Annotated in this window: 21 protein-coding genes and 1 tRNA gene; 8 read left to right on the top strand and 14 right to left on the bottom strand. The window is 54.2% G+C overall.

Annotated elements, in window-relative coordinates; translation table 11 throughout:
• The first annotated feature begins 167 nt into the window (after positions 1 to 167).
• The 3 genes from J0A68_RS12060 to fabD all read left to right on the top strand — a co-directional run bounded on the left by J0A68_RS12060 (position 168) and on the right by fabD (position 4,396).
• Entirely contained in the window at positions 168 to 2,945 is a 2,778-nt protein-coding gene (locus J0A68_RS12060; RefSeq protein ID WP_206578464.1) for a T9SS type B sorting domain-containing protein, read from the top strand.
• The gene (locus J0A68_RS12065; protein ID WP_206578465.1) at positions 2,942 to 3,343 is read left to right on the top strand and encodes a thiol-disulfide oxidoreductase DCC family protein; all 402 of its coding nucleotides are present in this window, start codon (positions 2,942 to 2,944) and stop codon (positions 3,341 to 3,343) included. The genes J0A68_RS12060 and J0A68_RS12065 overlap by 4 nt, the downstream gene beginning before the upstream one ends.
• Before the next feature lie 177 nt (positions 3,344 to 3,520).
• The gene (fabD, locus tag J0A68_RS12070; protein ID WP_206578466.1) at positions 3,521 to 4,396 is read left to right on the top strand and encodes an ACP S-malonyltransferase; all 876 of its coding nucleotides are present in this window, start codon (positions 3,521 to 3,523) and stop codon (positions 4,394 to 4,396) included.
• Positions 4,397 to 4,476: 80 nt separating this feature from the next.
• Here fabD and J0A68_RS12075 read toward each other — a convergent pair whose 3' ends face one another.
• Complete coding sequence (locus J0A68_RS12075) at positions 4,477 to 5,370, bottom strand: flavin reductase family protein (RefSeq protein ID WP_206578467.1); 894 nt, start codon at positions 5,368 to 5,370, stop codon at positions 4,477 to 4,479.
• A 62-nt stretch (positions 5,371 to 5,432) separates the two neighbouring features.
• Between J0A68_RS12075 and J0A68_RS12080 the strand changes: the two genes are divergently transcribed.
• A complete protein-coding gene (locus J0A68_RS12080) occupies positions 5,433 to 6,266 on the top strand; it encodes an endonuclease/exonuclease/phosphatase family protein (RefSeq protein ID WP_206578468.1) in 834 nt (277 codons plus the stop codon).
• A gap of 16 nt (positions 6,267 to 6,282) precedes the next feature.
• Complete coding sequence (locus tag J0A68_RS12085) at positions 6,283 to 6,729, top strand: DinB family protein (RefSeq protein WP_206578469.1); 447 nt, start codon at positions 6,283 to 6,285, stop codon at positions 6,727 to 6,729.
• Between the two features lie 53 nt (positions 6,730 to 6,782).
• Here J0A68_RS12085 and J0A68_RS12090 read toward each other — a convergent pair whose 3' ends face one another.
• From J0A68_RS12090 to J0A68_RS12145, 12 genes are all read right to left on the bottom strand, one after another.
• Complete coding sequence (locus J0A68_RS12090) at positions 6,783 to 7,982, bottom strand: phosphoglycerate kinase (protein ID WP_206578470.1); 1,200 nt, start codon at positions 7,980 to 7,982, stop codon at positions 6,783 to 6,785.
• Positions 7,983 to 8,257: 275 nt separating this feature from the next.
• The gene (locus J0A68_RS12095; protein WP_206578471.1) at positions 8,258 to 9,220 is read right to left on the bottom strand and encodes an L-threonylcarbamoyladenylate synthase; all 963 of its coding nucleotides are present in this window, start codon (positions 9,218 to 9,220) and stop codon (positions 8,258 to 8,260) included.
• Position 9,221: 1 nt separating this feature from the next.
• Positions 9,222 to 9,932, bottom strand: a complete 711-nt coding sequence (locus J0A68_RS12100) for a tetratricopeptide repeat protein (RefSeq protein WP_317195108.1) — start codon at positions 9,930 to 9,932, stop codon at positions 9,222 to 9,224.
• A gap of 36 nt (positions 9,933 to 9,968) precedes the next feature.
• Complete coding sequence (locus tag J0A68_RS12105; protein ID WP_206578472.1) at positions 9,969 to 10,406, bottom strand: acyl-CoA thioesterase; 438 nt, start codon at positions 10,404 to 10,406, stop codon at positions 9,969 to 9,971.
• A complete protein-coding gene (locus J0A68_RS12110; protein ID WP_206578473.1) occupies positions 10,403 to 10,954 on the bottom strand; it encodes an NUDIX hydrolase in 552 nt (183 codons plus the stop codon). The genes J0A68_RS12105 and J0A68_RS12110 overlap by 4 nt, the downstream gene beginning before the upstream one ends.
• Positions 10,947 to 11,549, bottom strand: a complete 603-nt coding sequence (locus J0A68_RS12115) for a hypothetical protein (RefSeq protein ID WP_206578474.1) — start codon at positions 11,547 to 11,549, stop codon at positions 10,947 to 10,949. Before J0A68_RS12115 ends, J0A68_RS12110 begins: the two co-directional genes overlap by 8 nt.
• On the bottom strand, positions 11,542 to 13,464 hold the full coding sequence (locus tag J0A68_RS12120; protein WP_206578475.1) for a RecQ family ATP-dependent DNA helicase: 1,923 nt from the start codon (positions 13,462 to 13,464) through the stop codon (positions 11,542 to 11,544). The genes J0A68_RS12115 and J0A68_RS12120 overlap by 8 nt, the downstream gene beginning before the upstream one ends.
• On the bottom strand, positions 13,465 to 14,241 hold the full coding sequence (locus J0A68_RS12125; RefSeq protein WP_206578476.1) for an enoyl-CoA hydratase/isomerase family protein: 777 nt from the start codon (positions 14,239 to 14,241) through the stop codon (positions 13,465 to 13,467). It lies immediately after the preceding gene.
• A gap of 59 nt (positions 14,242 to 14,300) precedes the next feature.
• Positions 14,301 to 16,238, bottom strand: a complete 1,938-nt coding sequence (locus J0A68_RS12130) for a ComEC/Rec2 family competence protein (protein ID WP_206578477.1) — start codon at positions 16,236 to 16,238, stop codon at positions 14,301 to 14,303.
• An 87-nt stretch (positions 16,239 to 16,325) separates the two neighbouring features.
• Positions 16,326 to 16,898 (bottom strand): DUF3575 domain-containing protein, encoded by a 573-nt coding sequence (locus J0A68_RS12135; RefSeq protein WP_206578478.1) that lies wholly within the window; start codon positions 16,896 to 16,898, stop codon positions 16,326 to 16,328.
• A 37-nt stretch (positions 16,899 to 16,935) separates the two neighbouring features.
• Complete coding sequence (locus tag J0A68_RS12140; protein WP_206578479.1) at positions 16,936 to 17,370, bottom strand: GNAT family N-acetyltransferase; 435 nt, start codon at positions 17,368 to 17,370, stop codon at positions 16,936 to 16,938.
• On the bottom strand, positions 17,339 to 18,328 hold the full coding sequence (locus tag J0A68_RS12145) for a PhoH family protein (RefSeq protein ID WP_206578480.1): 990 nt from the start codon (positions 18,326 to 18,328) through the stop codon (positions 17,339 to 17,341). The genes J0A68_RS12140 and J0A68_RS12145 overlap by 32 nt, the downstream gene beginning before the upstream one ends.
• A 105-nt stretch (positions 18,329 to 18,433) precedes the next feature.
• On the opposite strand from J0A68_RS12145, the gene J0A68_RS12150 reads away from it, so the two are divergent.
• The 3 genes from J0A68_RS12150 (at position 18,434) to J0A68_RS12160 (ending at position 19,678) form a co-directional block, all read left to right on the top strand.
• Entirely contained in the window at positions 18,434 to 19,204 is a 771-nt protein-coding gene (locus J0A68_RS12150) for an SAM hydrolase/SAM-dependent halogenase family protein (protein ID WP_206578481.1), read from the top strand.
• Positions 19,201 to 19,500, top strand: coding sequence for a putative quinol monooxygenase (locus J0A68_RS12155; RefSeq protein ID WP_236025556.1), 300 nt, complete (start codon positions 19,201 to 19,203; stop codon positions 19,498 to 19,500). Before J0A68_RS12150 ends, J0A68_RS12155 begins: the two co-directional genes overlap by 4 nt.
• A 94-nt stretch (positions 19,501 to 19,594) precedes the next feature.
• Positions 19,595 to 19,678, top strand: a tRNA-Leu gene (locus J0A68_RS12160).
• Positions 19,679 to 19,939: 261 nt separating this feature from the next.
• On the opposite strand, the gene J0A68_RS12165 is transcribed toward J0A68_RS12160, so the two are convergent.
• A complete protein-coding gene (locus tag J0A68_RS12165) occupies positions 19,940 to 21,469 on the bottom strand; it encodes a sulfatase family protein (RefSeq protein WP_206578482.1) in 1,530 nt (509 codons plus the stop codon).
• Positions 21,470 to 21,640: the final 171 nt, after the last annotated feature.

The raw sequence follows: 21,640 nt of genomic DNA on the forward strand, positions 1-21,640 counted from the left end.
GTTAATTAAAAAATGAACCGCTCGGAAGGGGTCATTGTTTGAAATTCCGGGTAATTTCTGCTTACTTCCAGTCATTTCTTAGCCGGTAAGTCCTGCGTTCGGATTTTGGGATTAACTTTTGGGATTCCATCACGTTTTCAGGATAGCACCACCAAAGCCAAGCACGCATGAAGCTCAAACTTTCCCTGGGGATCTTTTTCATTTATTTGCTAGCAGGCCTCAGCACTGCGTGGGCTACCCACATCCGAGCGGGAGAGATCATTGCAGAGCGCATCTCCGTCCAGTCCCTAACTTACAAAATCACTGTTGTGGGCTATACCGATACGCGCTCGAGCGTAGTCTTTGGTCCAGGCCTGATCAACTTTGGGGACGGCAGGGAAGTACAGCTCAACACCGAGAGCCAATTTTCCATGGTGGAGGATCTTGGTGACATGATCGAAAAAAACACCTTCGTCATCGAGCACACTTTCCAGGGTCCCGGCCGATACAAAATCCGTTTTCAGGAATTCAACCGAAATGACCTGACACTCAACATGGACAACTCGGTGGACACGCCCTTCTATGTAGAAACCGAAATCAACATCGACCCTTTCATCGGCGTCAACAACTCCCCGGTTCTTACCATCCCCCCAGTGGACAACGGGGCGATCAACGTCAGATACATCCATAACCCCGGGGCCTATGACCCAGACGGAGACAGCCTCTCCTACGCGATGGATATCCCGAAGCAGGCTCTCGAAAGACCGGTAAACAACTACCGAAGCCCCGCCAGCCCGGAGTTCAGTCAAAGCCAGCAAGACGGCACCACCCCTGCTTTCCTTGACATCGACCCAGTCTACGGCGACCTGATCTGGGATGCTCCAGGTACCGCGGGCCAGTTTAACGTGGCCTTCCGCATCATCGAGTGGCGAAAGATCAACGGGAAATTTGAAAGGATCGGCTATGTGGTCCGTGACATGCAGATCATCATCGAAAACTCCAACAACCGAAGACCGGAGCTGATTATGCCTGATGACATCTGCGTGGAAGCAGGCACCCTCATACAGGAAATCATCCAAGGAACCGATCCGGACGGAGATCCCGTGAAAATCGAGGTCTTTGGAGAGCCGATGGAAATCACCACTTCCCCAGCGAGCTATGATCCGGAAAGCGAATTTCAGCCTCAGCCCGGTATTGTGAACTTTCAGTGGCAGACCGTGTGCCAGCACGTCAGAGCCAGGGAATATGAGGTACGCGTACGGATCACCGACCAGCCTAGATCTGGGCCGAAGCTTGTGGACATCAAGACTTGGAGGATCAAAGTAGTCGGCCCACCGCCAGTTTGGGACGACCTGGAGCAGCAATCCGGAAGAACCGTGGAACTCAATTGGGATCCTTATGTCTGCGGCAACTCAGCCAGCGAAATGCAGATCTGGAGAAGGATCAACTCGGATCCCTATCCGCCGGACAGCTGCGAGACCGGCATCCGCGCAGGGTATGAGCTCATCGGCACCACCAATATGCAGACCTTCAACTTCACTGATCTCAACGGAGGAGAAGGGCTTGCGCCCGGCAACACTTATTGCTATCGTCTGGTGGCAGCATTCCCCGAACCGAGGCTTGGAGAAAGCGTGGTCTCGGAGGAAATATGCATCACCATCGACGTGGATGTGCCGATCATCACCAATGTCAGCGTGGAAGAAACCGACCCTGCAGCCGGAGAGATTTTCGTGAAGTGGACTCCGCCTTACGACATCGACAAAACCCAATTCCCAGGGCCGTATTCCTATGAGCTGCTTCGAAGCGAAGGCTTCACCGGCACTTCCAACCGAATCTCTTTGGGCATCACTACCGATACCCTTTTCACCGACACCGGCCTGAATACCGAAAATCTCGTGTACAACTACAAAGTGGTTCTTTTGGACGGAAACACGAAAGTGGACACCTCCTCGGCCGCTTCCTCAGTATGGCTGGAGCCGACCATCATCAACGAGGCCATTGAGCTCAACTGGTCATTCAATGTCCCTTGGAACAACTCCGTGGGCCAGTACAAGCACGAAGTGTACAGAAACAGGACCGACGCCAATGCCCAGGACACCGACACTTTTGTGAAAATCGCCGAAGTGGACGTGACCCAAAACGGCTTCAAATACCTCGACGACGGCAGCTTCAATGGCATGCCCCTGATCAAGGAACTCGAATATTGCTACTATGTGATCACCAAAGGCTCCTACAATGTCGCCGGCTTGGTTTATCCTTTGGAAAACAAGTCCCAGATCACCTGCGCACTTCCCGATGACAATAGACTGCCCTGTCCTCCAGTCCTCACTTTTGAAGGGCCAGAGTGCTCAGCCTACGTGGCCGAGCAGCCCTGCAACAATCCCACCTTTGAGCATGAGCTGAGCTGGACACCCGACTTCTCTGGTGACTGCGACGACGAGCTCAGCGGGTACAGACTGTATTTTACCCCCGATGGCGAAGAAGGGGTCTTCAACCTGGTGCGACAGCTCAGCTCGCTCGAGCTCGAGACCACCCTCACCAACCTGCCCAACTACCGCGGATGCTACTACATCACCGCCGTGGATCGCTCGGGTAACGAAAGTGAGCCAAGCAACGTGGTCTGCGTGGATAACTGTCCGGTGTACAACCTGCCCAATGCCTTCACTCCAAACGGAGATGGCAACAACGACACGTTCATCGCCTTCGACAATCCTTTCTCAGCTTGCCCGAGATTTGTCACCGGGGTGGAGATCTTCATCGTCAACCGCTGGGGTGCTGAGGTATTCAGCTACAACAGCCTCGAGTCCAACGAAAACGACATCTACATCCGTTGGGATGGCAAGGACAAAAACGGCAACGAGCTGCCCGCCGGCACGTACTACTATTCCGGCACGGTGACCTTTGACGTACTCGACCCAAGTCTGAAACAGCGCGACCTCAAAGGAACCATACAGCTGCTGCGATGAGTAAGCAGCAGTCTGTCATTCTCTTTGACGGAGTCTGCAACCTTTGCAATACCTCGGTTGACTTTGTCCTGAAACGGGATAAACAAGACCGCTTTCTCGTCGGAGCCCTCCAGGGAGAAGAAGGACAAAAAATCCTGTCCCAGTTTGGCGCAGATCCGAGCTACCTCGATTCTCTGGTACTGGTCGAGCATGGAGAAATCTATTTTCGCAGTACGGCGGCACTCCGGATCGCCAAACAGCTTCCGGGGCTTTGGCCCCTGCTCTACGGGCTGATCATCCTTCCCAGGCCTGTCCGCGATGGCATCTATGACTGGATCGGGCGAAACCGCTACCGCTGGTTTGGCAAGAAGGAAACCTGCAGACTACCCACGCCTGAGGAAAAGGCAAAGTTTTTATAGCAACCCGCCTCCCAAATGGCCTTCGCGGTCGGATCGTTCTACAAAAGAGAAAAGGTCTATATTTGCCCTCCAATCTGAAAACAACGGATGAAATCAGGCATTTCTCGCCAACAAGCCGAGCAATGCGCCGTCGCGAGGCGGGATTTCACATGGCCGCTTAAATCAAAATCCAATCCTATGAAAGCATTTGTTTTTCCGGGCCAAGGAGCCCAGTTTCCCGGAATGGGAAAGTCCCTCTATGAAGAAAACCCAACCGCCAAAGCATTTTTTGAACAGGCAAACGAGGTCTTGGGATTTCGGATCACAGACATCATGTTTGGGGGAACGGAGGAGGAATTAAAACAAACCAGAGTGACCCAACCGGCCATCTTCCTGCATTCCGTGATTCTGGCTAAAACCTCTCCGGAATTCATCCCGGACATGGTAGCAGGACACTCCTTGGGGGAGTTTTCCGCCTTGGTAGCCAATGGCACCTTAGGCTTCGAAGATGGGCTCAAGCTGGTGTATCAACGCGCCATGGCCATGCAGGAAGCCTGCGAGATCAATCCGTCTACCATGGCGGCAATCCTTGGGTTGGCCGATGAAAAAGTCGAAGAAATCTGCGCGAGCATTACCGAGGAAATCGTCGTTCCGGCAAACTACAACTGCCCTGGCCAGTTGGTCATCTCAGGCACCATGCGCGGGATCGAGATTGCTTGCGAAAAAATGAAAGCAGCTGGCGCAAAACGAGCGCTTCCCCTGCCAGTAGGCGGTGCGTTCCACTCTCCGCTGATGGAGCCTGCTAGGGAAAAACTCCAGAAAGCCATCGAGGAAACCGAATTCCGGGCTCCAGGCTGCAAAATCTATCAAAACGTCAATACAGTCGCCACGCTCAACGTCAACGACATCAAGGCCAATCTCATCGCCCAGCTCACTGCTCCGGTGAAATGGACGCAGTCCGTGCAAAACATGGTCAAAGATGGCGCGGTCCAGTTTATCGAATGCGGCCCCGGCAAAGTCCTACAGGGCCTGGTCAAAAAGATCCACGCCGAAGCAGAGGTCTCCGGCCTATAAACAGCAAATCCCGCCCAATCGGCGGGATTTTTTTAATGGTGACGAGACCTTCCAGTTTTCAAAAACCTGAAAGGTCTTCCCTAGCGCCTCTGCAACAGATACTTCCAAGCCAGCGCCACTTCGCCTTTTTCCAACTCCTCCTTCGCCCGGAGGTGAAGGTGGTCGATCCAGGAATCCCGGTCATTGACAAACCTCCTGCGCATATCCTGCAGCTCCTCCGACTGCGATAGCTCCTCGACCTCTTCCTCGTTGGGCAAAGCCATCACGTTGCCAAGGCGTCCCAAATTGTTTCCGGTCAGGATGGGGCTGTTTCTGATTTCTCCGGGAATACTGTCCACTCCTATGCCGAGGTTGGTGAGAGGTTTTGGGATTTGAAAAAGTGAATCAGGCGTGATCCTGGAGTACCAGCTGCCGCCAAGTCTGGCTACCGGATCGAGCTTGTAGGGATCGATATGGCCCTTTTCATCCAAAATCCGCCCGTCGACATGGATGGCAACGACCTCGCAGATGACGAGGTTTCCGGCTCCACCCCCACTGCCCAGCGCCTTTACCTCCAGCACTTTGCTCTCCAGCGCCACAGCCGCCTCCTTCACACGCGGCGGCGCTACCAGATCCGATTTGATGGCCGTCAAGCCGGCTTTTTCAAATTCGTTGACCCCCCTCGGATACTCCGTGCTGGCCAAGGACATCTGCTCCACCCGGTCGTAGCCCAAGATGTGGATCACTACCTCGGGCACCTCCAGCACATTCATCAGGGTATGTTTGACCGAATTGTCCCGCACGCGTCTGGAAGGAGAAAAGATCAACACCGGAGGATTGGCGCTGAACATATTGAAAAAGCTGAAAGGGCTCAGGTTGGGATTGCCCTCTCGATCCACTGTGCTGGCAAAAGCAATGGGCCTTGGAGTCACCGCTCCTTGCAAAATCGTCTGAACCTCCACCGGGCTCAGGTCTTTCGGATAAAAGGTTTTCATTTGATCAAAATAGCATGCAACTTTAAAGTTATAGCTCTTTTTCGCCAAATCGTCCAGATTTTATGAACCGCAAAACCCTGTTAACCCTTTTCTTCCCCTTTTTCCTAGCCCAAGTACAGGCCCAAAGCCACCAGTTTGCCACCTTCAATATCCGCTGGGACAACCCAGGCGACAAAGGAAACCTCTGGCAAGACCGGGCTTCCAAGGTCATCCACCTAGTCCAATTCCACAAAATAGGCCTGCTCGGCACACAGGAAGGCCTGCACCATCAAATCAAGGAACTCAGCCAAGGGCTTGGCTATGAGTACCTCGGCGTCGGCCGTGATGACGGAGCGGAAAAAGGGGAATACACCGCGATCCTTTTCGATCCAAAACGCTACAAACTGGAAGACTCTGGCACCTTTTGGCTTTCGCCCACACCGGACACGCCAAGCAAAGGCTGGGATGCCTCCCTCAACCGAATCTGCTCTTGGGGCAAATTCAAAGACCAAGACGGCAAACGCTTCTTTGTCTTCAACATCCACTACGACCACATCGGCCAAGAGGCTCGCGAGGAAAGCAGCAAGCTCGTCGCAGCCAAGGCCAAGGAGATCAATGCAAGCAATCTGCCCGCCATCTGGATGGGCGACTTCAACGTCACCCCGGACAATCCCGCCTACCAGACGATCACCTCCAGTCCCGTCTGGAAAGACGCCAGGCTCATCTCCAAACTTCCCGCTTATGGCCCAGCCGGAACCTTCACCGGTTTTGATTGGGAGAAAATGCCGGATGGGATCATCGATCACATCTTTGTCAGCGGCAAGGTCGACGTGCTACGCCACGGGATCCTGACCGATAACTATGGAAAAAAGTACCCCTCCGACCACTTTCCCGTAATGGTGGAACTGGCGTTTTAGCCCGACTTACTTTATCATGAGTGTCACACAAGATCTGCTGCTGAGCATGCTGGAGCAAAACAAGCTCACCTGCTCCTTTGCCCTTGACCGGGTTTCGTCGGAAAACTCCGCCTGGAGGCTGAATCCCAGCGCGGCCAGCATAGGATTCATCTACAGACACATAGGCGAGACCATGAATCTGTTTGGATACTTCTTTGGCATCCCGCCTGCCGTACCCAACACGACCATGGGCAAAGAAGACAAGGGCCAGCGCTTTGACTTGGAGGAAAGCCACCGCTACATTTCCATTGGCTTTGAGATGCTGGAAAACCTGGTGCGAACGACCCCAGCGTCCGACTGGTCGCAAAAGGTTGACACGCCGTTTTTCGGGACAGTCTCAAAAATCCGCCTGTTTTCCCATATTCTCTTTCACAATGCACACCATGCCGGGCAGATCGCGCTGACGCTATCCCGAGGGTCATAAACGAACGAAGGCCGACTTTGCAGTCGGCCTTCGTTTTGTCCGTTCTTATCAGCTTATTCTGCCAAGGCAGCCACACCCGGAAGGACTTTGCCTTCCATGTGCTCCAGCAAAGCCCCACCGCCGGTGGATACGTAGGACACCTGGTCGGAGTAGCCAAACTTGTTGACCGCAGCAGCTGAGTCGCCACCACCGATCAGCGAGTAGGCTCCAGCCTTGGTCGCTTGCGCCACGGACTCGGCCACGGCTTTGGTTCCCTTGTCAAAAGACTCCATCTCAAACACGCCCATTGGCCCGTTCCAGAGGATGGTTTTGGATTCGGAGATCACCTTGCCGAAGAGGTCGCGGGTCTCAGGCCCGATGTCCAAGCCCATCCAGTTGTCAGGAATCTCGCCTTTTTTGGCAATACCTTGGTTAGCTTCATTGGAAAACGCATCCGCAATCACGGTGTCAACCGGAAGGATCAGGTTTACGCCTTTGGCTTTGGCTTTTTCCATCAGCTCCAGCACAAAGTCCAGCTTGTCGGCCTCCAGCAGGGAAGTACCGATGGATCCGCCTTGCGCTTTCGCAAAAGTATAGGACATACCGCCGCCGATGATCAGGTTGTCCACCTTCTCCAGCAGACGCTCGATGATGAGGATTTTGTCGGCGATCTTGGCCCCACCCATGATGGCGGTGTAGGGACGCTCGGGATTGCCGAGGACTTTGTCCGCATTGGTCAGCTCGGACTCCATGAGGTATCCGGCTACTTTGTCTTTGAAAAACTGTGCAATCACGGCTGTGGAAGCGTGCGCACGGTGGGCAGTGCCAAAGGCATCGTTGACATAGATGTCACCCAGCTTGGCCAACTTGCCGGCAAAGTCCACGTCGCCTTTTTCTTCTTCTTTGTAAAATCGCAGGTTTTCGAGCAAAAGCACCTCACCGGCACCCAGTCCTGCCGCCAGTTCGGCTGCCTCTGCTCCGATGCAGTCTGGAGCAAATTTGATTTTGGTACCCAAAGCGGCTTCCACCGCCGGGATGATGTGCTTCAGGGAATATTTCTCCTCAGGGCCTCCCTTGGGACGGCCGAGGTGGGACATCAGGATGGCGGAGCCGCCCTCGCCCAGGATTTTCTTGATGGTGGGCACCGCGGCTTGGATACGGGTATCGTCGGAGACGTTGAAGTTCTCGTCCAATGGCACGTTGAAATCCACACGAATCAGGGCCTTTTTGCCTGCAAAATTCAGGCTGTCCACGTTTTTCACTGTTGAACTCATAGGAAATGGTTTGAAAGATTTTTGACTGGCTTCTGTTAAAAGAGCCTCAAGTTAACCTTTGGGATTGGAAAATTGAAAGATTTTAAAGACTTGTCCGCCGGGGTGGATTGGAAAATTGGGACAGGGGGTTTGCAAGGTGGTAAAGTGGCAAGGTTAAAAAGTGAGGTTTTCGCTCAGCGACCTATTTTTAAGATTTGAGATTTGAAATTAGAGATTTGAAACTAGAGCTACTCCTCCCCTTCTTGATACTTGCGTCTAGCTACTTGATACTTTCCCTACTTCGCTGCCGCTCTTCTCAGTCGATCATTGATCGCGCGGCCAAGGCCTGTCTCGGGCATCAGCTCTGCGAGGATCACTGTCGCCGGACTTTCGTCCAGCTCCCGCATGGCTGCAAAAAGGTTTTTGGCTGCTTCGTGCAGGTTTTCGCTCGGGCTGAGGGCAATCTGCCTCCCCGGCTCCAAGTCGGAAAAAGCTTGAGAGAAGCTCAGCACCGCGAAGTTTTCCCCTTGGGCTTTTTTCTCCCGAATCAACTCCTGAAGATCTCCCAACAAAAAGGGTTTCCGTGGTGAGTAGTGGCTGTCTAGCTGACCGGGCGCGGCGGGATTGCTGGAGCTGTGGTCTTTGATGGTCACAGGCCCCACCAGCTTTTCGAGTTCGGCGATTTCCAGTCCGCCCAGCCTATAAATGGTGATTTCCCCTGCCTCCATGCCGACAATGGTACTCTCAAGACCCACCGTACAAGCGCCACCGTCCAGGATGTAGGGAATCCTGTCTCCCAGCTGCGCCTCCACGTGGGAAGGACGGGTCGGACTGATATACCCAAAGGGATTGGCACTGGGAGCCGCGAGCGGAAAAGACAGCTCCTCCAGCAGGGCGAGCGTGAGGGGATGCTGGGGCACTCGCACAGCGACGCGATCCAAACCGGAAGTCACCAGATCGGGCACGATGGCCTTTCTCGGCAACAGCAGCGTCAGTGGTCCCGGCCAAAAATTCTCCGCCAGGACTCTCAGCTGCTCGGGAAACTCCCTCACAAATTCCCCCACCCGCTCGATGGACGAGGTGTGCAAAATCAACGGATCAAAGCCCGGCCGATTTTTGGTCTCAAAAATCAACGCGGCGGCTTCGGAATCGAGCGCATTGCCGGCAAGTCCATAGACGGTCTCGGTGGGAATGCCCACGAGCTGGCCTTTTTCGAGAAAGGCTTTTGCGGATGCTATGTCTTTGCCGATCTCTGCCATTTTATTCCTCGCAGAAGTCTTTGATCCAGGTTTCCGCGTCGGCGTAGCCGAGGGAAAGCGCCATCTTCAGATCGGCACAGCCTTCGCCCTTTTGTCCCAAAGCACTCATACGGGTCACGCCCAGCAGGTAGTAGGCTTCGGCGTTTTTGGGATCGAGGTTCACGGTATTGGTGAGCGACTCCATGCCATGGATGGGGTCGTTCATGCCCAGCTCGGCTTTAGCCTTGCGGAAATGAGCCTCGGCCTGGTTTGGGTCGGCTTGAAGTACGGTTTGGAAATCCAGTAGGGCATCTTCGTACTCCTCCATGTTGAGCAGCGCGGTGCCACGGTTGAAAAAGATATCGGATTGGGAAGGATCCAGCGCCGTAGCCATGTTGAAGTCGGCCAGCGCTTCCTTGTATTTTTCCTGCTCCATCTTGGCATTGCCGCGGTTAAACCAGGGCTTGTAGCTCGTAGAGTCCGCCAGGATCGCCGCATCGAAGACCGGGATCGCTTCTTCGATCTTTCCCTGCTGGAAAAGCGCCACGCCTTTCGCATTCAGGGCCTGGGCATTTTCGGGGTTGATTTCGAGAAGTTGGTCAAAAAGCGACACCGCTTCCGGCCAAGCCTGGGTGTCCATTTTCTCGATTCCGGCTTTCAGCAGCTCTTCCTCATTTGGCTTGCAGGCAAACAGAGTCGCCGCCAGCAAACCCAAGATCCAAAGTTTCTTCACAGGGGTAATTTTTCGGCAAAGATAGGGAATTAGCGCTTACCCAGCCGCCAACTTCAGTCTATACTCCTCGGGGATAGCGGTGGGCTTCATGGTTTTCATGTCCACCGCCACCAGTACGGAAAGGCATTTTGCATAAATATGTTCGCGGCCCTGCTTGTCTTTTCCCACCAAAACCTGCTCCAAGTCAAAAGAGGAATTGCCTAGACGGGAGCACTTGACCAAGGCCTCCACCTGGTCTTCCAAGTGGATCGGGCGCAGATAATCGATCTCCACCCTTCCGACCACTACTCCAAAGGAAAGTACATCCCAAGCGCAAACCTCATGGAGAAACACCGCCCGGGCGTGTTCGAAATAGTTGAAGTAGACACCGTTGTTGACATGCAGGTAGCCGTCGATGTCGGAAAAGCGGATCTGCAGCGGAATCGAAAACGCGAAACTTTCTCTCAGTGCAGCCGGGCTTACGGGATTTTTCAAAGCAATATTTCTGATTTGCTGGTCTTTTCGAGCATGCGGAGAATGGAGGGATTGTACCCGATCATGTCCACCACGGAGTCAAAAGCGATCCAGGCGAGGGAGATGCTCTCGTCGCTCATCTCCAAGGGCTCGTTGATATCGGCCTCCAGCAGGTAGCGCACGTCAAAATGGAAGTGCTGCGGCACATGCGGGCGCTCGGGGATGATGTGCTTGTCGATGTCGAAGATGGAAGAGTCCACAAATTGCAGGGAGCTCAGGCCACTTTCCTCCCGGGCTTCCTGCAGGGCGACGTCCATGAGGTTTTCGTTGCCGTCGGCATGACCGCCGAGCTGCAGCCATCGGCCGAGCTTGCGGTGGAGCGTCAGCAGCGTGTGGGTACGCTCTTGGTTCACCACCCACGAAGAGGCCGTGAAGTGTCCGTCCAGACGCTCCCGCTTGTAGGCCAAGGGATCATGGGTGAGCTCCGCAAAATCCGAGATAAAAGCCGCCTCTTCCTCGTAGGGGGTGCGGTATTTTTCGAGTTGGTTTCTAAGCTTGATTCTATCCATTGGTGTGTGTTTCAAAGATCCGATCCATCAGTTGATCGAAAGGTTTGGCATCCTGATAAAGACGATCGGAATACACCGTCGCCAGCAACTTGATAAAACTGGGCTTATTGTCTACACTCACTTTCTCCAACGCCACATTTCCGTACAGCTGAGAAATCAGCTCTCCTTCAGCCGGAAGTTGAAGGGGAGGCTTAAAATAGAATTTCTCGCTCACCTTCACCCGGTCGGCCGTTTCCTCAAACTTCCGATCCAGGCTCACCTGCTCATATCCCAAAGCTAAAATCCTTTGGCTAAAAGCCAAAAAAAGCCGGGAAAATGATTTCATGTCCAAAGGCTCCTCGTACGTCACCGCAAAACCGTTGGCATAGGGAGAATCCAAGATATGCACCCGAGGGGGAGCTTCTATGCCGGTGCGCTTGAAATGGTAGTTTTTGTAAACCAAGGCAAAGAGGCGCTCGCAGGCCTCGGACTCCATCCACTCCTTCAGGTCGGCTTGCTCGCTCTCCTTGATCACGAAATTTTCCCGAACCGTCATGGGCGACTCCCCAGCGGGCTTAAACACATTTCTGAATAGGTCGTCGAAGAAATTACCCATGGGCTAAAGTCAAGATGTGCCCATCGGGAGAGATGCTGACCAGGTTTTGGTCGATCAGTTGACGGAGCAAGTGCAGGTTGGAGTCGGACCTTGGTTTGCCGAGTGTCAAAAACAAGTCCTGCTCTGATAACCCGCCTGTCTCTTCCAAAGTTTCCAAAATCCTTCGCTTCAGCCGATCTTCCTGGCTTTGGGGAGCCTGTTTTTTTTTCTCCTCGATACAGACATCGCAGATTCCGCAGACCTCGTCGGTCTTTTCCCCGAAATACTCCTGGATAAACTGCGTACGGCAAAGCTTCGCCTGTCGGGTATAGGAGACCATGCTTTTGGCTTTGTCCAAAGTAAGCTGCTTCCGGCTGGCGATGCGGGGAAGGTTGAAGGGCAGCTTACCCGCATCGTAGCGATGGGTGAGAAAGGTGAGCTGGGGCTTGTCCTTTCGCTGGTCGTAGTCCATCACTTCCAGCTTTTGGAGATCCTGAAGCGCCTTGACCAGCTCGGACTCCCTCATGCCGAGCGCCTTCGCCAGCTTGCCCTCCTGGATGCGGATGAATTCGGAAAAAAGATTGCCCCCATAGGTCCGCAGGAGCATTTTGACCACGGGATCGAGCTTGGCATAGGCGATCTGTATCTCGTAGAGCTTGCTGGGATCGACCTGAAAATGGACTCTTGAAGGCGCAAAAAAACTCTCGTTGATCTCCACAAAGCCCTCTTCGGCCAAGACTTTGAGCGCATAGAAGGTGTCCAGCACTTCCAGGCCATAGGTCTGGCAAAAGTCCGACAGGTCAAAGTCAAAGCTGCTCAGCATGTTGCTGCCCACGGCCAGCTGGTAGTAGTTGGCGAGGCATTGATAGACCCGCTTGAGGTAGTCGATGGGCGCGTAGACCAGCTCAGCCCGGCGGCTCAGCTGCTCAAAATCCTGCTCGTTGGCCAGCAGCACCGCAAAGGCCTTCCGCCCGTCTCGCCCCGCACGACCCGCTTCCTGGTAGTAGTTTTCGAGGTTTTCCGGCAGATCGCTGTGGATCACCACCCGCACGTTCGGTTTGTCTATCCCCATCCCAAAGGCATTGGTACTGACCATCACCCGCACGCGATCTGCTTTCCAGGCCTCCTGACGCTCAGCCCGATCCGAGTTGGAAAGTCCAGCGTGGTAGGCCGCGGCGGAAATCCCGAGCTGATGGAGCGCTTTGGCGATCTGTTGGGTAGCTTGGCGGTTTCTCACGTACCAGATCGCCGTGCCGGGGATGCGGCTGAGGATCTCTATCCCTTTTTCCAGCTTGTTTTCAACCAAGCGCACGCTGTAGCTGAGGTTTTTGCGGGAAAAGCTCTGGTGGAACTCACGGTGCCGCTTCATTTCCAGCTTGTCCACAATGTCCGCGCAGACCTGAGGCGTGGCCGAAGCGGTGAGAGCCAGTACATTTACTTTTGGGTGAAAAGCCCGGATGGCGGCGATCTCCAGATAAGGCGGCCGAAAGTCGTAGCCCCACTGCGAGATGCAATGCGCCTCGTCCACGGCGATCAGGTTGACCTTCATCTGCCGAAAGCGCTCGATGAAAAGCTCCTGCTTCAGCCGCTCGGGGGAAACGTAAAGAAACTTGAAGTCCCCGTAGATGCAGTTGTCCAACGTGGTATCGATCTCGCGGTGGCTCATGCCCGAGTAGATGGCCGCCGCTTTGATGCCCTTGGCTTTGAGGTTGTCCACCTGGTCTTTCATCAGCGCGATCAGCGGAGACACGACCAGGCAGATGCCTTCCCTTGCCAGTCCGGGGACTTGGTAGCAGAGGCTTTTCCCCCCGCCTGTCGGCAAAAGCGCCAGCGTGTCCCCCCCCTCCATCACCGCGTCGATGACCTGGCGCTGGACGGGACGAAAGTCCTCCAGACCGAAAACCTCCCGAAGTATATGTAGCAGTTGAGTTTCCAATTACCAGCTGGGCTTGGTTTTGGACAGAAAGGCCGCGATGCCCTTCACGCAGTCCGCGTGGCCTCTCGCTTTGGCATTGGCTTCTGCGGCCTGATCGAGGGCTTCTTGACGGGACTTGGCATTGAGGCTTCTGAGCAGTCGTTTGGTCTCCTGCATGGAAAAGGCCGAGTTTTCGGTGACGAGCTGCTGCGCAAAATCCAGGACGCGCGCTTCGAGCTTCCCGGTATCGACAACCTCGGTGACAAGCCCGAGGTTTGCTGCCTTTTCGGCGGAGATCACTTCGGCGGAAAGCAACAGCTCAGTCGCTTTCGCCTGCCCGATTTGCTCCGCCAAAAACACCGACACCAAGGCCGGAACGAAGCCGATTTTGGCCTCGGTGTAGCCAAACTTGGCCTCCGCTGCCGCAAAAGCGAAATCACAGACTGTGACCAAACCGCAGCCCCCGGCCAAGGCATGGCCTTGCACTTGGGCGATGACTGGCTTGGGAAACTCGTAGATCTGGGAGAAAAGCTGCCCCAAGCGACGGCTGTCGGCGAGGTTTTCCTCAAAGGAATTTTGCTGCAATTCCTCCAGATAGGCCAAGTCCGCCCCGGCACAAAAAGCCTTTCCCTCTGCCCGCAAGACGACCACTTTTACTTCTTTGCGCTGAGCAAAATCCGAAAACGCCGCCCCGAGGGTGCCGATGAGCTCTGGGCTCAGGGCATTACGCTTGTCGGGCCGGTTCAGCGTGACATAGCCTACGCGGTCTTCGATATGGGTGAGCACAGGGGTGTCCATGGGGTCATTTTAACGAAGGGATAAATTACGGGGAGAAAAAGCCAAGGGCAAGCGGGCGATCAGAAAACTACCTGAAATGCGCCATTATTTGCGGAGAGCGAGTCCAGTGGTAGGGCATCTGTCCCTCCGTCCGGCAAAATACGCTCGACCTTCCGCGGTCCTTTTCCTTCCCAGTGCAGGGAGTTGTCTTTGGCTCCAAAGCGAAATCCAAAAATCGGGAAATACCGAAAACCTTCCCCATCCAACGCAAGCACCGACTCGGGCATTTGCGGGCGATGGGCGGCGACGCGGTTCGGATCGATGGAGAAGCTGATTTGCTCCAGAGGAAAGCTTTCGTTCCAGGAGAAATGTTGATCGCCGACTTTGAAGTCCATGAGCAATCCCTTTTCCCCAGAGAAAACCAAGAGCTCGGAGGCTGGCTGTCGCAGCTCCCGACCCAACCTTTCAGCCCTCCAAGCCAGAAACAGCCCGATCATCAAGTAAACGAGCTTTCTCCGGTCTCCCCACTCCCAGTTGGCCCAGACGATCAACAAGCCCCATACCAGGAGCATTCCGGTAAGCGTGATCGTGAGGCGCTCCATATTCCCGCCCGGCAGCTGCTGGATCTGGACGGTGAGCCAGTTTTGAAGCCAAATCAGACCGCTGACGATCCAGCCGAGCAGGTTTCCCAAAAAAGGCACCCAATTCAGCGCCAGCATCGCTATGCCCACATTCATCACCAAAAAGGAAAGTGGGATGATGAGCAGATTAGCCAGCAGGAAATAGCTGGGAAAGCTATGGAAATAGAGGATGGAAAGGGGAAAAGTCCCCAGCTGCGCCGCGATGCTCACTGCCGTGATCTGCCAGAAGTACTCCACGACACGGTTAGGCGGCAGCCACCATCGGACGATAAGCGGCTGCAGCAGCAAGATTCCCGCGACGGCGGAATAGGAAAGCTGGAATCCCACATCGAAAATCACGCCCGGATCCATCGCTATGATGAGCATGGCCGAAAAGGCGAGGACATTCCAGGAAGAGGGCTTTCGCTCCCGCATTTGTCCCAAGGAAAACAGCGTAAACATGGTCGCGGCGCGGACGACCGAGGGCGAAAAACCCGTCAATACGGCGTAGGCCCAAATCAGGAGGACGACGAATAACAGGTAGATTTTCCGCGGTCTTTTCCCCAAACGCAAGCCTTTCAAAGGAAACAGCAGGATGACATAGATGATCCCGACGTGGAGCCCAGAAACGGCCAAAATATGCATGGTGCCCGTCTGGGCATAGGCGTCGCGTATTTCTCGATCAAGGCTCTCCTTTTGGCCAAGAAGCAGCGCGGTCGCGATCTGCTGGGCCTGAAGACCGAGCACTTTCCGTTGGATGACCATGACCAGGGATCTCCGAGTCCGCTCCAGCCAAAAGCGGAAATCCCCGGATTCGGCGCGGTCGACCACCTGGACCTCCTTGCCCACAAACTGGCGAAAATGGATGCCCTTTCTCGCCAAAAAAGCACGGTAGTCAAACTCATTTGGAAATGTCGGTGGAGGGATCTGTTCCGGCGACTTGCTCACCAGCAAAACCTGTCCGGGAAGCAGGGGTTTGGCCGATTTGTGATAGACGAGCACTTTGCCTTTGGAGGGCTTCCATGCGCTGCTGTCCCTGAGTTGGATGACCTCCAGCAGGTTTTCCTGGGAGTTTGGTTTTTGCACGTCGTACTTTTCCACCCGGGCGAGATAGGCTTCGCAAAATTCCAGCGCGGGGTCAAGCGCCTGAGTGGCTCGTTTCTTTTGGCCTTCGGAAAGCAGCGCCCCCAACACAAAAAGCATGGCATACCCCAAGAGGGCAAGTCCCAGTTTCGAAGATGTCTTTTTGCCCAAGAGCAAAAATAGGTACAGCAGCCAAAGGCCTCCGATGACCGCCGCCGATACCCAGACGGGCGCTCCGAGTCCACTTTGCGAAAGCAAAACGCCCGACACCAAAAAGGGCAAGTACCTCAAAAATGGAAAGTCGGCAAACCTCATCTTCAGAAAAATTAAAGACTTAAGTTAAAAAATAACAGGCACAAAAAAAGAGCCCCGAGAGGCTCTGGATTTCTTTGTCTTGGGGTTTTAAAACCGGTAGCCCAAACTGAAGCCGGCATTGGGCTCGATGGCGGTGAACTTGTCGGTCACTGCCTCACTGAAATTGCGGGCGATACTGGCGAAGGGACCAAACGCAAAATGCTCCGACACTTCCCACTTGTACCCAAATCCGGCACCGATGATGAATGCGGTCATGTCCGTGGAAGCCATCGCCCCGGCCACGGGCTCCTCAAAGTCCCCAAACCTGAACTTCAGGAAGGGATACACGTGAAACCGTCCATTCGGCTTGTTGCCGAAATAGAAGTTCAATCCCGACTGGATCGAATTGGTCTTGTAGTTTTTTCCGTCATTTTGGGAATTGTATCCAAATCGGTCGTTGAAATGGATCTGGAGGTCCAGGGAATGGCTTTCACTCAGAAAACGCTCATAGCCCACTTCAAACGACCCCATCAAAATCAGGTTGAGGAAGTTGAACTTGACCTCGTTGTCAAAGGCGCCGATATTGGGATTGGACAAACCAGAAGAAGAGATGACCTGCTGGCTGAATGCGGAAGCCGAAAGTACCGCGACAAAAAAAGCGGATAGGATGATTTTTTTCATAAAACGGGAATTTAAACTGCGGGGCATAAGGCAAGGATTAAGCCAACTCCATCTTGAAGTGTTGGATATTGCACTCTTCAAACATCTCTCCGACTTTCTGGAAGCCAAATTTGGCATAAAGCGGCACAGCGGTGAGTTGGGCGTGGAGATATTTGGTTTTCCCCTCTGCCTCGGGACGGGACTTCACATCCTCCAGCACGGCGGCCACCAAGGCCTGGCCTACGCCTTTGCCGCGGGCTTCCTTCAGCACCGCAAAGCGCTCCATCTTGACGCCGTTTTTGGTAAAGCGCCAGCGGGCAGTCCCGGCAGGCTTTCCTTCCAAACGGGCCAGAAAATGGGTGGAAGTCTCCTCAAACTCGTCATACTCCTCCGCCGGATCCACCTCCTGCTCGATCACAAAGACCAGCTCGCGGATTTTGAACACCTCCTCGAGCGCCTCCTTATCCGTTACCTTTTCTACTGTTGGCTTCATAGCGTTGTTGGTCTTTTTCTTCTTGATCTTTTTCGTAGGCCTCGATGATGGCCTTCACCAGCTTGTGCCGGATGACGTCTTTGCCGCTGAGGCTGACGACACCTATGCCCTTTACGCCTTTGAGGATCTTGAGCGCCTCGGCGAGTCCCGACTTTTGCCGCACAGGCAGGTCCACCTGGGTCTGGTCGCCCGTGATGATCACCTTGGAGTTGGGGCCCATACGGGTGAGAAACATCTTGATCTGCTCACTGGTCGTGTTTTGGGCTTCGTCAAGCAGGACGAAAGCATCGTGCAGCGTCCTTCCTCTCATGTAAGCCAACGGGGCGATCTCGATCACGCGCGTTTCTTGGTAATATTTGAGCTTTTCGGGCGGCACCATGTCCTGAAGCGCGTCGTAGATCGGCCTCAGGTAGGGATCGAGCTTTTCCTGGAGGTCTCCGGGGAGAAAGCCCAGATTCTCCCCCGCCTCCACTGCCGGACGGGTGATGATGATGCGCTTGACCTCGCGGTTTTTCAAAGCCCTCACGGCCAGGGCCACGGCGATGTAGGTCTTGCCTGTTCCGGCTGGGCCGAGGGCAAAAACCAAATCGTTGCTCATGGCGGCCTCCACGAGCTTGCGCTGGTTGGCAGACTTGGGCTTGATGACCAGTCCTTTGTTGCCGAAGACGATCACCTGATCCCTGCTGGCTTCCTCAAAGGGAATCCCCTCGATATCGAGGTAATCTTTGACGTTTTCCGGGGTGAGGTGGCCAAAGCGATCGAAGTGCTCCAGCAGGAGATTGATCAGATCGTTGATGCGCAGGATCTCCGGCGCACCGCCTTGGATGCGGATTTCATTGCCCCGCGACACGATCTTGCTCTGGGGAAAAGCCTGGGCAATCTGCCGGATATTTTCATTGCCGGTGCCCAAAAATTCCGCCAGGGGCACGTTCTCTAAGGTGATTACTTTTTCGACCAAACTTGTTTTTTGATTTAGGTTTACCTTGAAGGCTAAAGAATAAAATTTCTATTTTTGTTCGCTCCCCCTCAAACAAAACTACACAATTTTAATAGACTTGCTTGTATGGCATTGGTGACATTCCTTTCTGACTTTGGGGACAAAGACTACTACGTACCGGCCGTGAAGGCCAAGATGCTTTCGATCAACCCACAGCTGAATATCATCGACATTTCGCACAGCATTAACCCCCACGACGTCGCGCACGCGGCCTTTATCCTCCGGTCCAGCTTCAGGGAATTCCCCAAGGGAACCGTCCATCTGGTGGGCATCAATACGGTAGGCACCATGACCCAAGGCTATATCGGAGTGAAGCTGGAGGAGCACATCTTCGTGGGGCCAAACAACGGCATCCTCAGCATGCTGGCTGACCAAGACCCCGGGATCTTGGTGCAGTTTGCCGACATACACGTGAAGGACTCCACCTTTCCCACCCGGGATATCCTAGCCCCCATCGCCGCCAAAGTGGCAAGCGGAGCCGCCATCCACGACTTTGGCGGACCACTGGCCAACTTCCGCAAGCTCATGTCCCGACAGGCCAAAGCCACGCGCGAGCACATCATCGGCCACGTGATCCGGATCGATCGCTATGGCAACCTGTTGACGAATATCCGCAGGGAGGTCTTTGAGAAGCTGAACCCCGGCAAATTCAACATCCAGTTTGGCCGCGAAACCGTCGACAAGCTCCAAAACGGATACGACCAAGTGGAGGCGGGGGATCCCTTTGCCTTCTTCAACAGCCTTGACATCCTGGAAATAGGCATCAACCACGGCGATGCAGGCAAACTCCTCGGTCTGAAGCAGGACAGCGTGGTATATATCCATTTTGGAGGATGACGCTGGTCAGGATCGTGCGGATGTCTTTTAGGCCGGAAGCGGTGGAGGCCTTTTTGGAAAACTTCGAAACCCACAGACATTCCATTCGGAATTTCCCCGGCTGTCTGCACTTGGAGCTCTGGCAGGACTACACCGAAAAAAATATTTTCACCACCTACAGCCACTGGGACAGCGAAAAATCCCTCCAGCAGTACCGTGATTCTGAACTGTTTAACTCCGTCTGGAGCGCCACCAAGCTGCTTTTTGACGCAAGGCCCCTGGCCTTCAGCTCAAAAAAAATATTGGAAGTGACCTGAGTCTGTTGGAGGAAAAACAAAAAGTCATCATATTTGCAGCCCGTTCAGCAAGGAACGGTAAAAACACAGTCTGATCTGATCAGGCGCGTACCATGCCCAGGTGGCGGAATCGGTAGACGCGTTGGTCTCAAACACCAATGAGGTTACACTCGTGCCGGTTCGACTCCGGCCCTGGGTACAGAAAGCCCGCTGAAAAGCGGGCTTTTTTCGTTTTTATCGATGTAGAAATGAAATCTGCTATTTCACGAAAAGCACACTCCCTAAACACTCAGGCAAGGATTCGAATAGTGGAAGTATAAGGAATCCCACAACGAGACACCGGATCAAGGCATAAGTTCAACGAAAAAGGTGAAGTCTGCCTACCACCAAGACGAAAAAACCTCCAGCGTCTTTTCGACCCTGGAGGTTTTCAGCCTTCTGGTTTTCCAAAGGAAGCGACCTATTTCGCTGTGGACTGCCCCGCCCTATATTTCTCCAACAACTCTGCCAGCTCTTTCGCTTTTTCAAGGTCCGAGGTGTAGAGGTTTTGCATCTGGCGGGCGTCTTCCTTCATGTTGAAGAGCAGCGCCGGACTGTCAAAATCCGTGTATCCTTTCAGTTCGGCGAAGTCAGCGGGAATCTTGCGATGCCCTCCCGTGGAGTCGTTGATGTAGAGGAAGTCACCCTTTCGAATGCCCCAGATGGTTTTGTAGGTATTGTGCACCAGCGCTTCCCGCACCGGGTTGGCGGGATTTTGGCCTTGCCACACTTGGCTGAAGTCATAGCTATCCGGAGCCGCCGGAGCCGGGACAGGGGAGCCCGAGAGCGAAGCCAAGGTCGCCATGAGGTCGATCTGGGAGATCAGCTGGTCAGAGACGGTACCCGCAGGCACCTTCCCCGGCCACTTCACGATAAAGGGCACATGGTGTCCTCCTTCCCAAACGTCGCGCTTCAGTCCGCGAAAGTCCCCCATGCTGAAGTGTCCATATTCCAGTCCGCGCGTCCAGGCATAGGCTTCCGGACCGTTGTCCGCGGTGAAAATCACGAGGGTATTTTCCTCCAAGCCTTTGTCCTTCAAAGCTTGGAGCACCTGTCCGGCTACCCAATCTGTCTGAACCATGAAATCGCCGTAGGCGCCTGCCTGGGATTTCCCGTCAAACTCTTCGTTGGGGATAATGGGCGCGTGGGGAGAAGGCAAGGCAAAATAGAGGAAGAAAGGCTGGTCTTCCTTTTGCTCTTGGATGTAGGACACGGCTTTCTTGGTCAAGGTAGGCAGCACATCATAGGGATTCCAGTCCTTCACCCTTGGTCCTGGCCTAAACTCCCAATGGCCCTCTTTGGTCTCATAGCCAATGTTGTCGTAGGTCATCAGCTCGGTAGGAGCCTCCACCACTCGATCATTTTCCACCCAGGCATAAGGGGGAAAATTGATCGTGCCGTCGCCAAAATAATAGTCAAAGCCCCTGTCCAAGGGCCCGCCTTTCACCGGCTGGCTCCAATCGATATCATCGGGACCGACCACTTTCACGGTACGAGACCCCGACGTGATTTCCGCGCTGGGCTCGCCTTTCATCACCCAGTTCCAGCCCAGATGCCACTTGCCTATGGCAGCGGTGGAGTAGCCATTGCTACGGAGCACATCGGCTACCGACACGTCTCCCTCCGCGAAAAAGGGCTTGCCAAAAGAATCCACGATGTCGTGCTGTCGCCTCCAGTGGTAGGTACCGGTCAAAAGCGCATAGCGGCTTGGCGAGCAGATCCCCGAGGAACTGTGCGCGTCACTGAAGCGCATGCCCTCCCGCGCCATTTGGTCTAGGTAGGGAGTGGGAATCTTTGAATTGGGGTTTTGGATGGCCAAGTCCCCAAAGCCCATGTCATCGGCGTAGATGATCACGATATTGGGTTTGGAGGCCTGGGCGGGCGTTTGGTTTTGGCAGGCAGAGGCGAGGAGCGCCAGGACTGCAAGAAAAAGGAATGAAAGTGATTTCATGGATTTTGAAATGGAACGAATGAGGACATCAGGCAAAGCGCCAAGCTATGGCCAGCCTCGGACTTACAAAATGAATTGAAGCCCAAGATAAACTCCAGCCGGCAATGCAAGCACCTTGGCAACAGCTAATATCGTTTATTATTCCAAAGTTAGGCCAATTGGTCTAATATT

It is taken from the genome of Algoriphagus oliviformis (assembly GCF_017254915.1).
Classification (GTDB): Bacteria; Bacteroidota; Bacteroidia; order Cytophagales; family Cyclobacteriaceae; genus Algoriphagus; species Algoriphagus oliviformis.

Coding starts and splice junctions, on each gene's coding strand:
- J0A68_RS12060 (WP_206578464.1), top strand. CDS start 168: ATGAAGCTCAAACTTTCCCTGGGGATCTTTTTCATTTATTTGCTAGCA.
- J0A68_RS12065 (WP_206578465.1), top strand. CDS start 2,942: ATGAGTAAGCAGCAGTCTGTCATTCTCTTTGACGGAGTCTGCAACCTT.
- fabD (WP_206578466.1), top strand. CDS start 3,521: ATGAAAGCATTTGTTTTTCCGGGCCAAGGAGCCCAGTTTCCCGGAATG.
- J0A68_RS12075 (WP_206578467.1), bottom strand. CDS start 5,370: ATGAAAACCTTTTATCCGAAAGACCTGAGCCCGGTGGAGGTTCAGACG.
- J0A68_RS12080 (WP_206578468.1), top strand. CDS start 5,433: ATGAACCGCAAAACCCTGTTAACCCTTTTCTTCCCCTTTTTCCTAGCC.
- J0A68_RS12085 (WP_206578469.1), top strand. CDS start 6,283: ATGAGTGTCACACAAGATCTGCTGCTGAGCATGCTGGAGCAAAACAAG.
- J0A68_RS12090 (WP_206578470.1), bottom strand. CDS start 7,982: ATGAGTTCAACAGTGAAAAACGTGGACAGCCTGAATTTTGCAGGCAAA.
- J0A68_RS12095 (WP_206578471.1), bottom strand. CDS start 9,220: ATGGCAGAGATCGGCAAAGACATAGCATCCGCAAAAGCCTTTCTCGAA.
- J0A68_RS12110 (WP_206578473.1), bottom strand. CDS start 10,954: ATGGATAGAATCAAGCTTAGAAACCAACTCGAAAAATACCGCACCCCC.
- J0A68_RS12115 (WP_206578474.1), bottom strand. CDS start 11,549: ATGGGTAATTTCTTCGACGACCTATTCAGAAATGTGTTTAAGCCCGCT.
- J0A68_RS12125 (WP_206578476.1), bottom strand. CDS start 14,241: ATGGACACCCCTGTGCTCACCCATATCGAAGACCGCGTAGGCTATGTC.
- J0A68_RS12130 (WP_206578477.1), bottom strand. CDS start 16,238: ATGAGGTTTGCCGACTTTCCATTTTTGAGGTACTTGCCCTTTTTGGTG.
- J0A68_RS12135 (WP_206578478.1), bottom strand. CDS start 16,898: ATGAAAAAAATCATCCTATCCGCTTTTTTTGTCGCGGTACTTTCGGCT.
- J0A68_RS12140 (WP_206578479.1), bottom strand. CDS start 17,370: ATGAAGCCAACAGTAGAAAAGGTAACGGATAAGGAGGCGCTCGAGGAG.
- J0A68_RS12150 (WP_206578481.1), top strand. CDS start 18,434: ATGGCATTGGTGACATTCCTTTCTGACTTTGGGGACAAAGACTACTAC.
- J0A68_RS12155 (WP_236025556.1), top strand. CDS start 19,201: ATGACGCTGGTCAGGATCGTGCGGATGTCTTTTAGGCCGGAAGCGGTG.
- J0A68_RS12165 (WP_206578482.1), bottom strand. CDS start 21,469: ATGAAATCACTTTCATTCCTTTTTCTTGCAGTCCTGGCGCTCCTCGCC.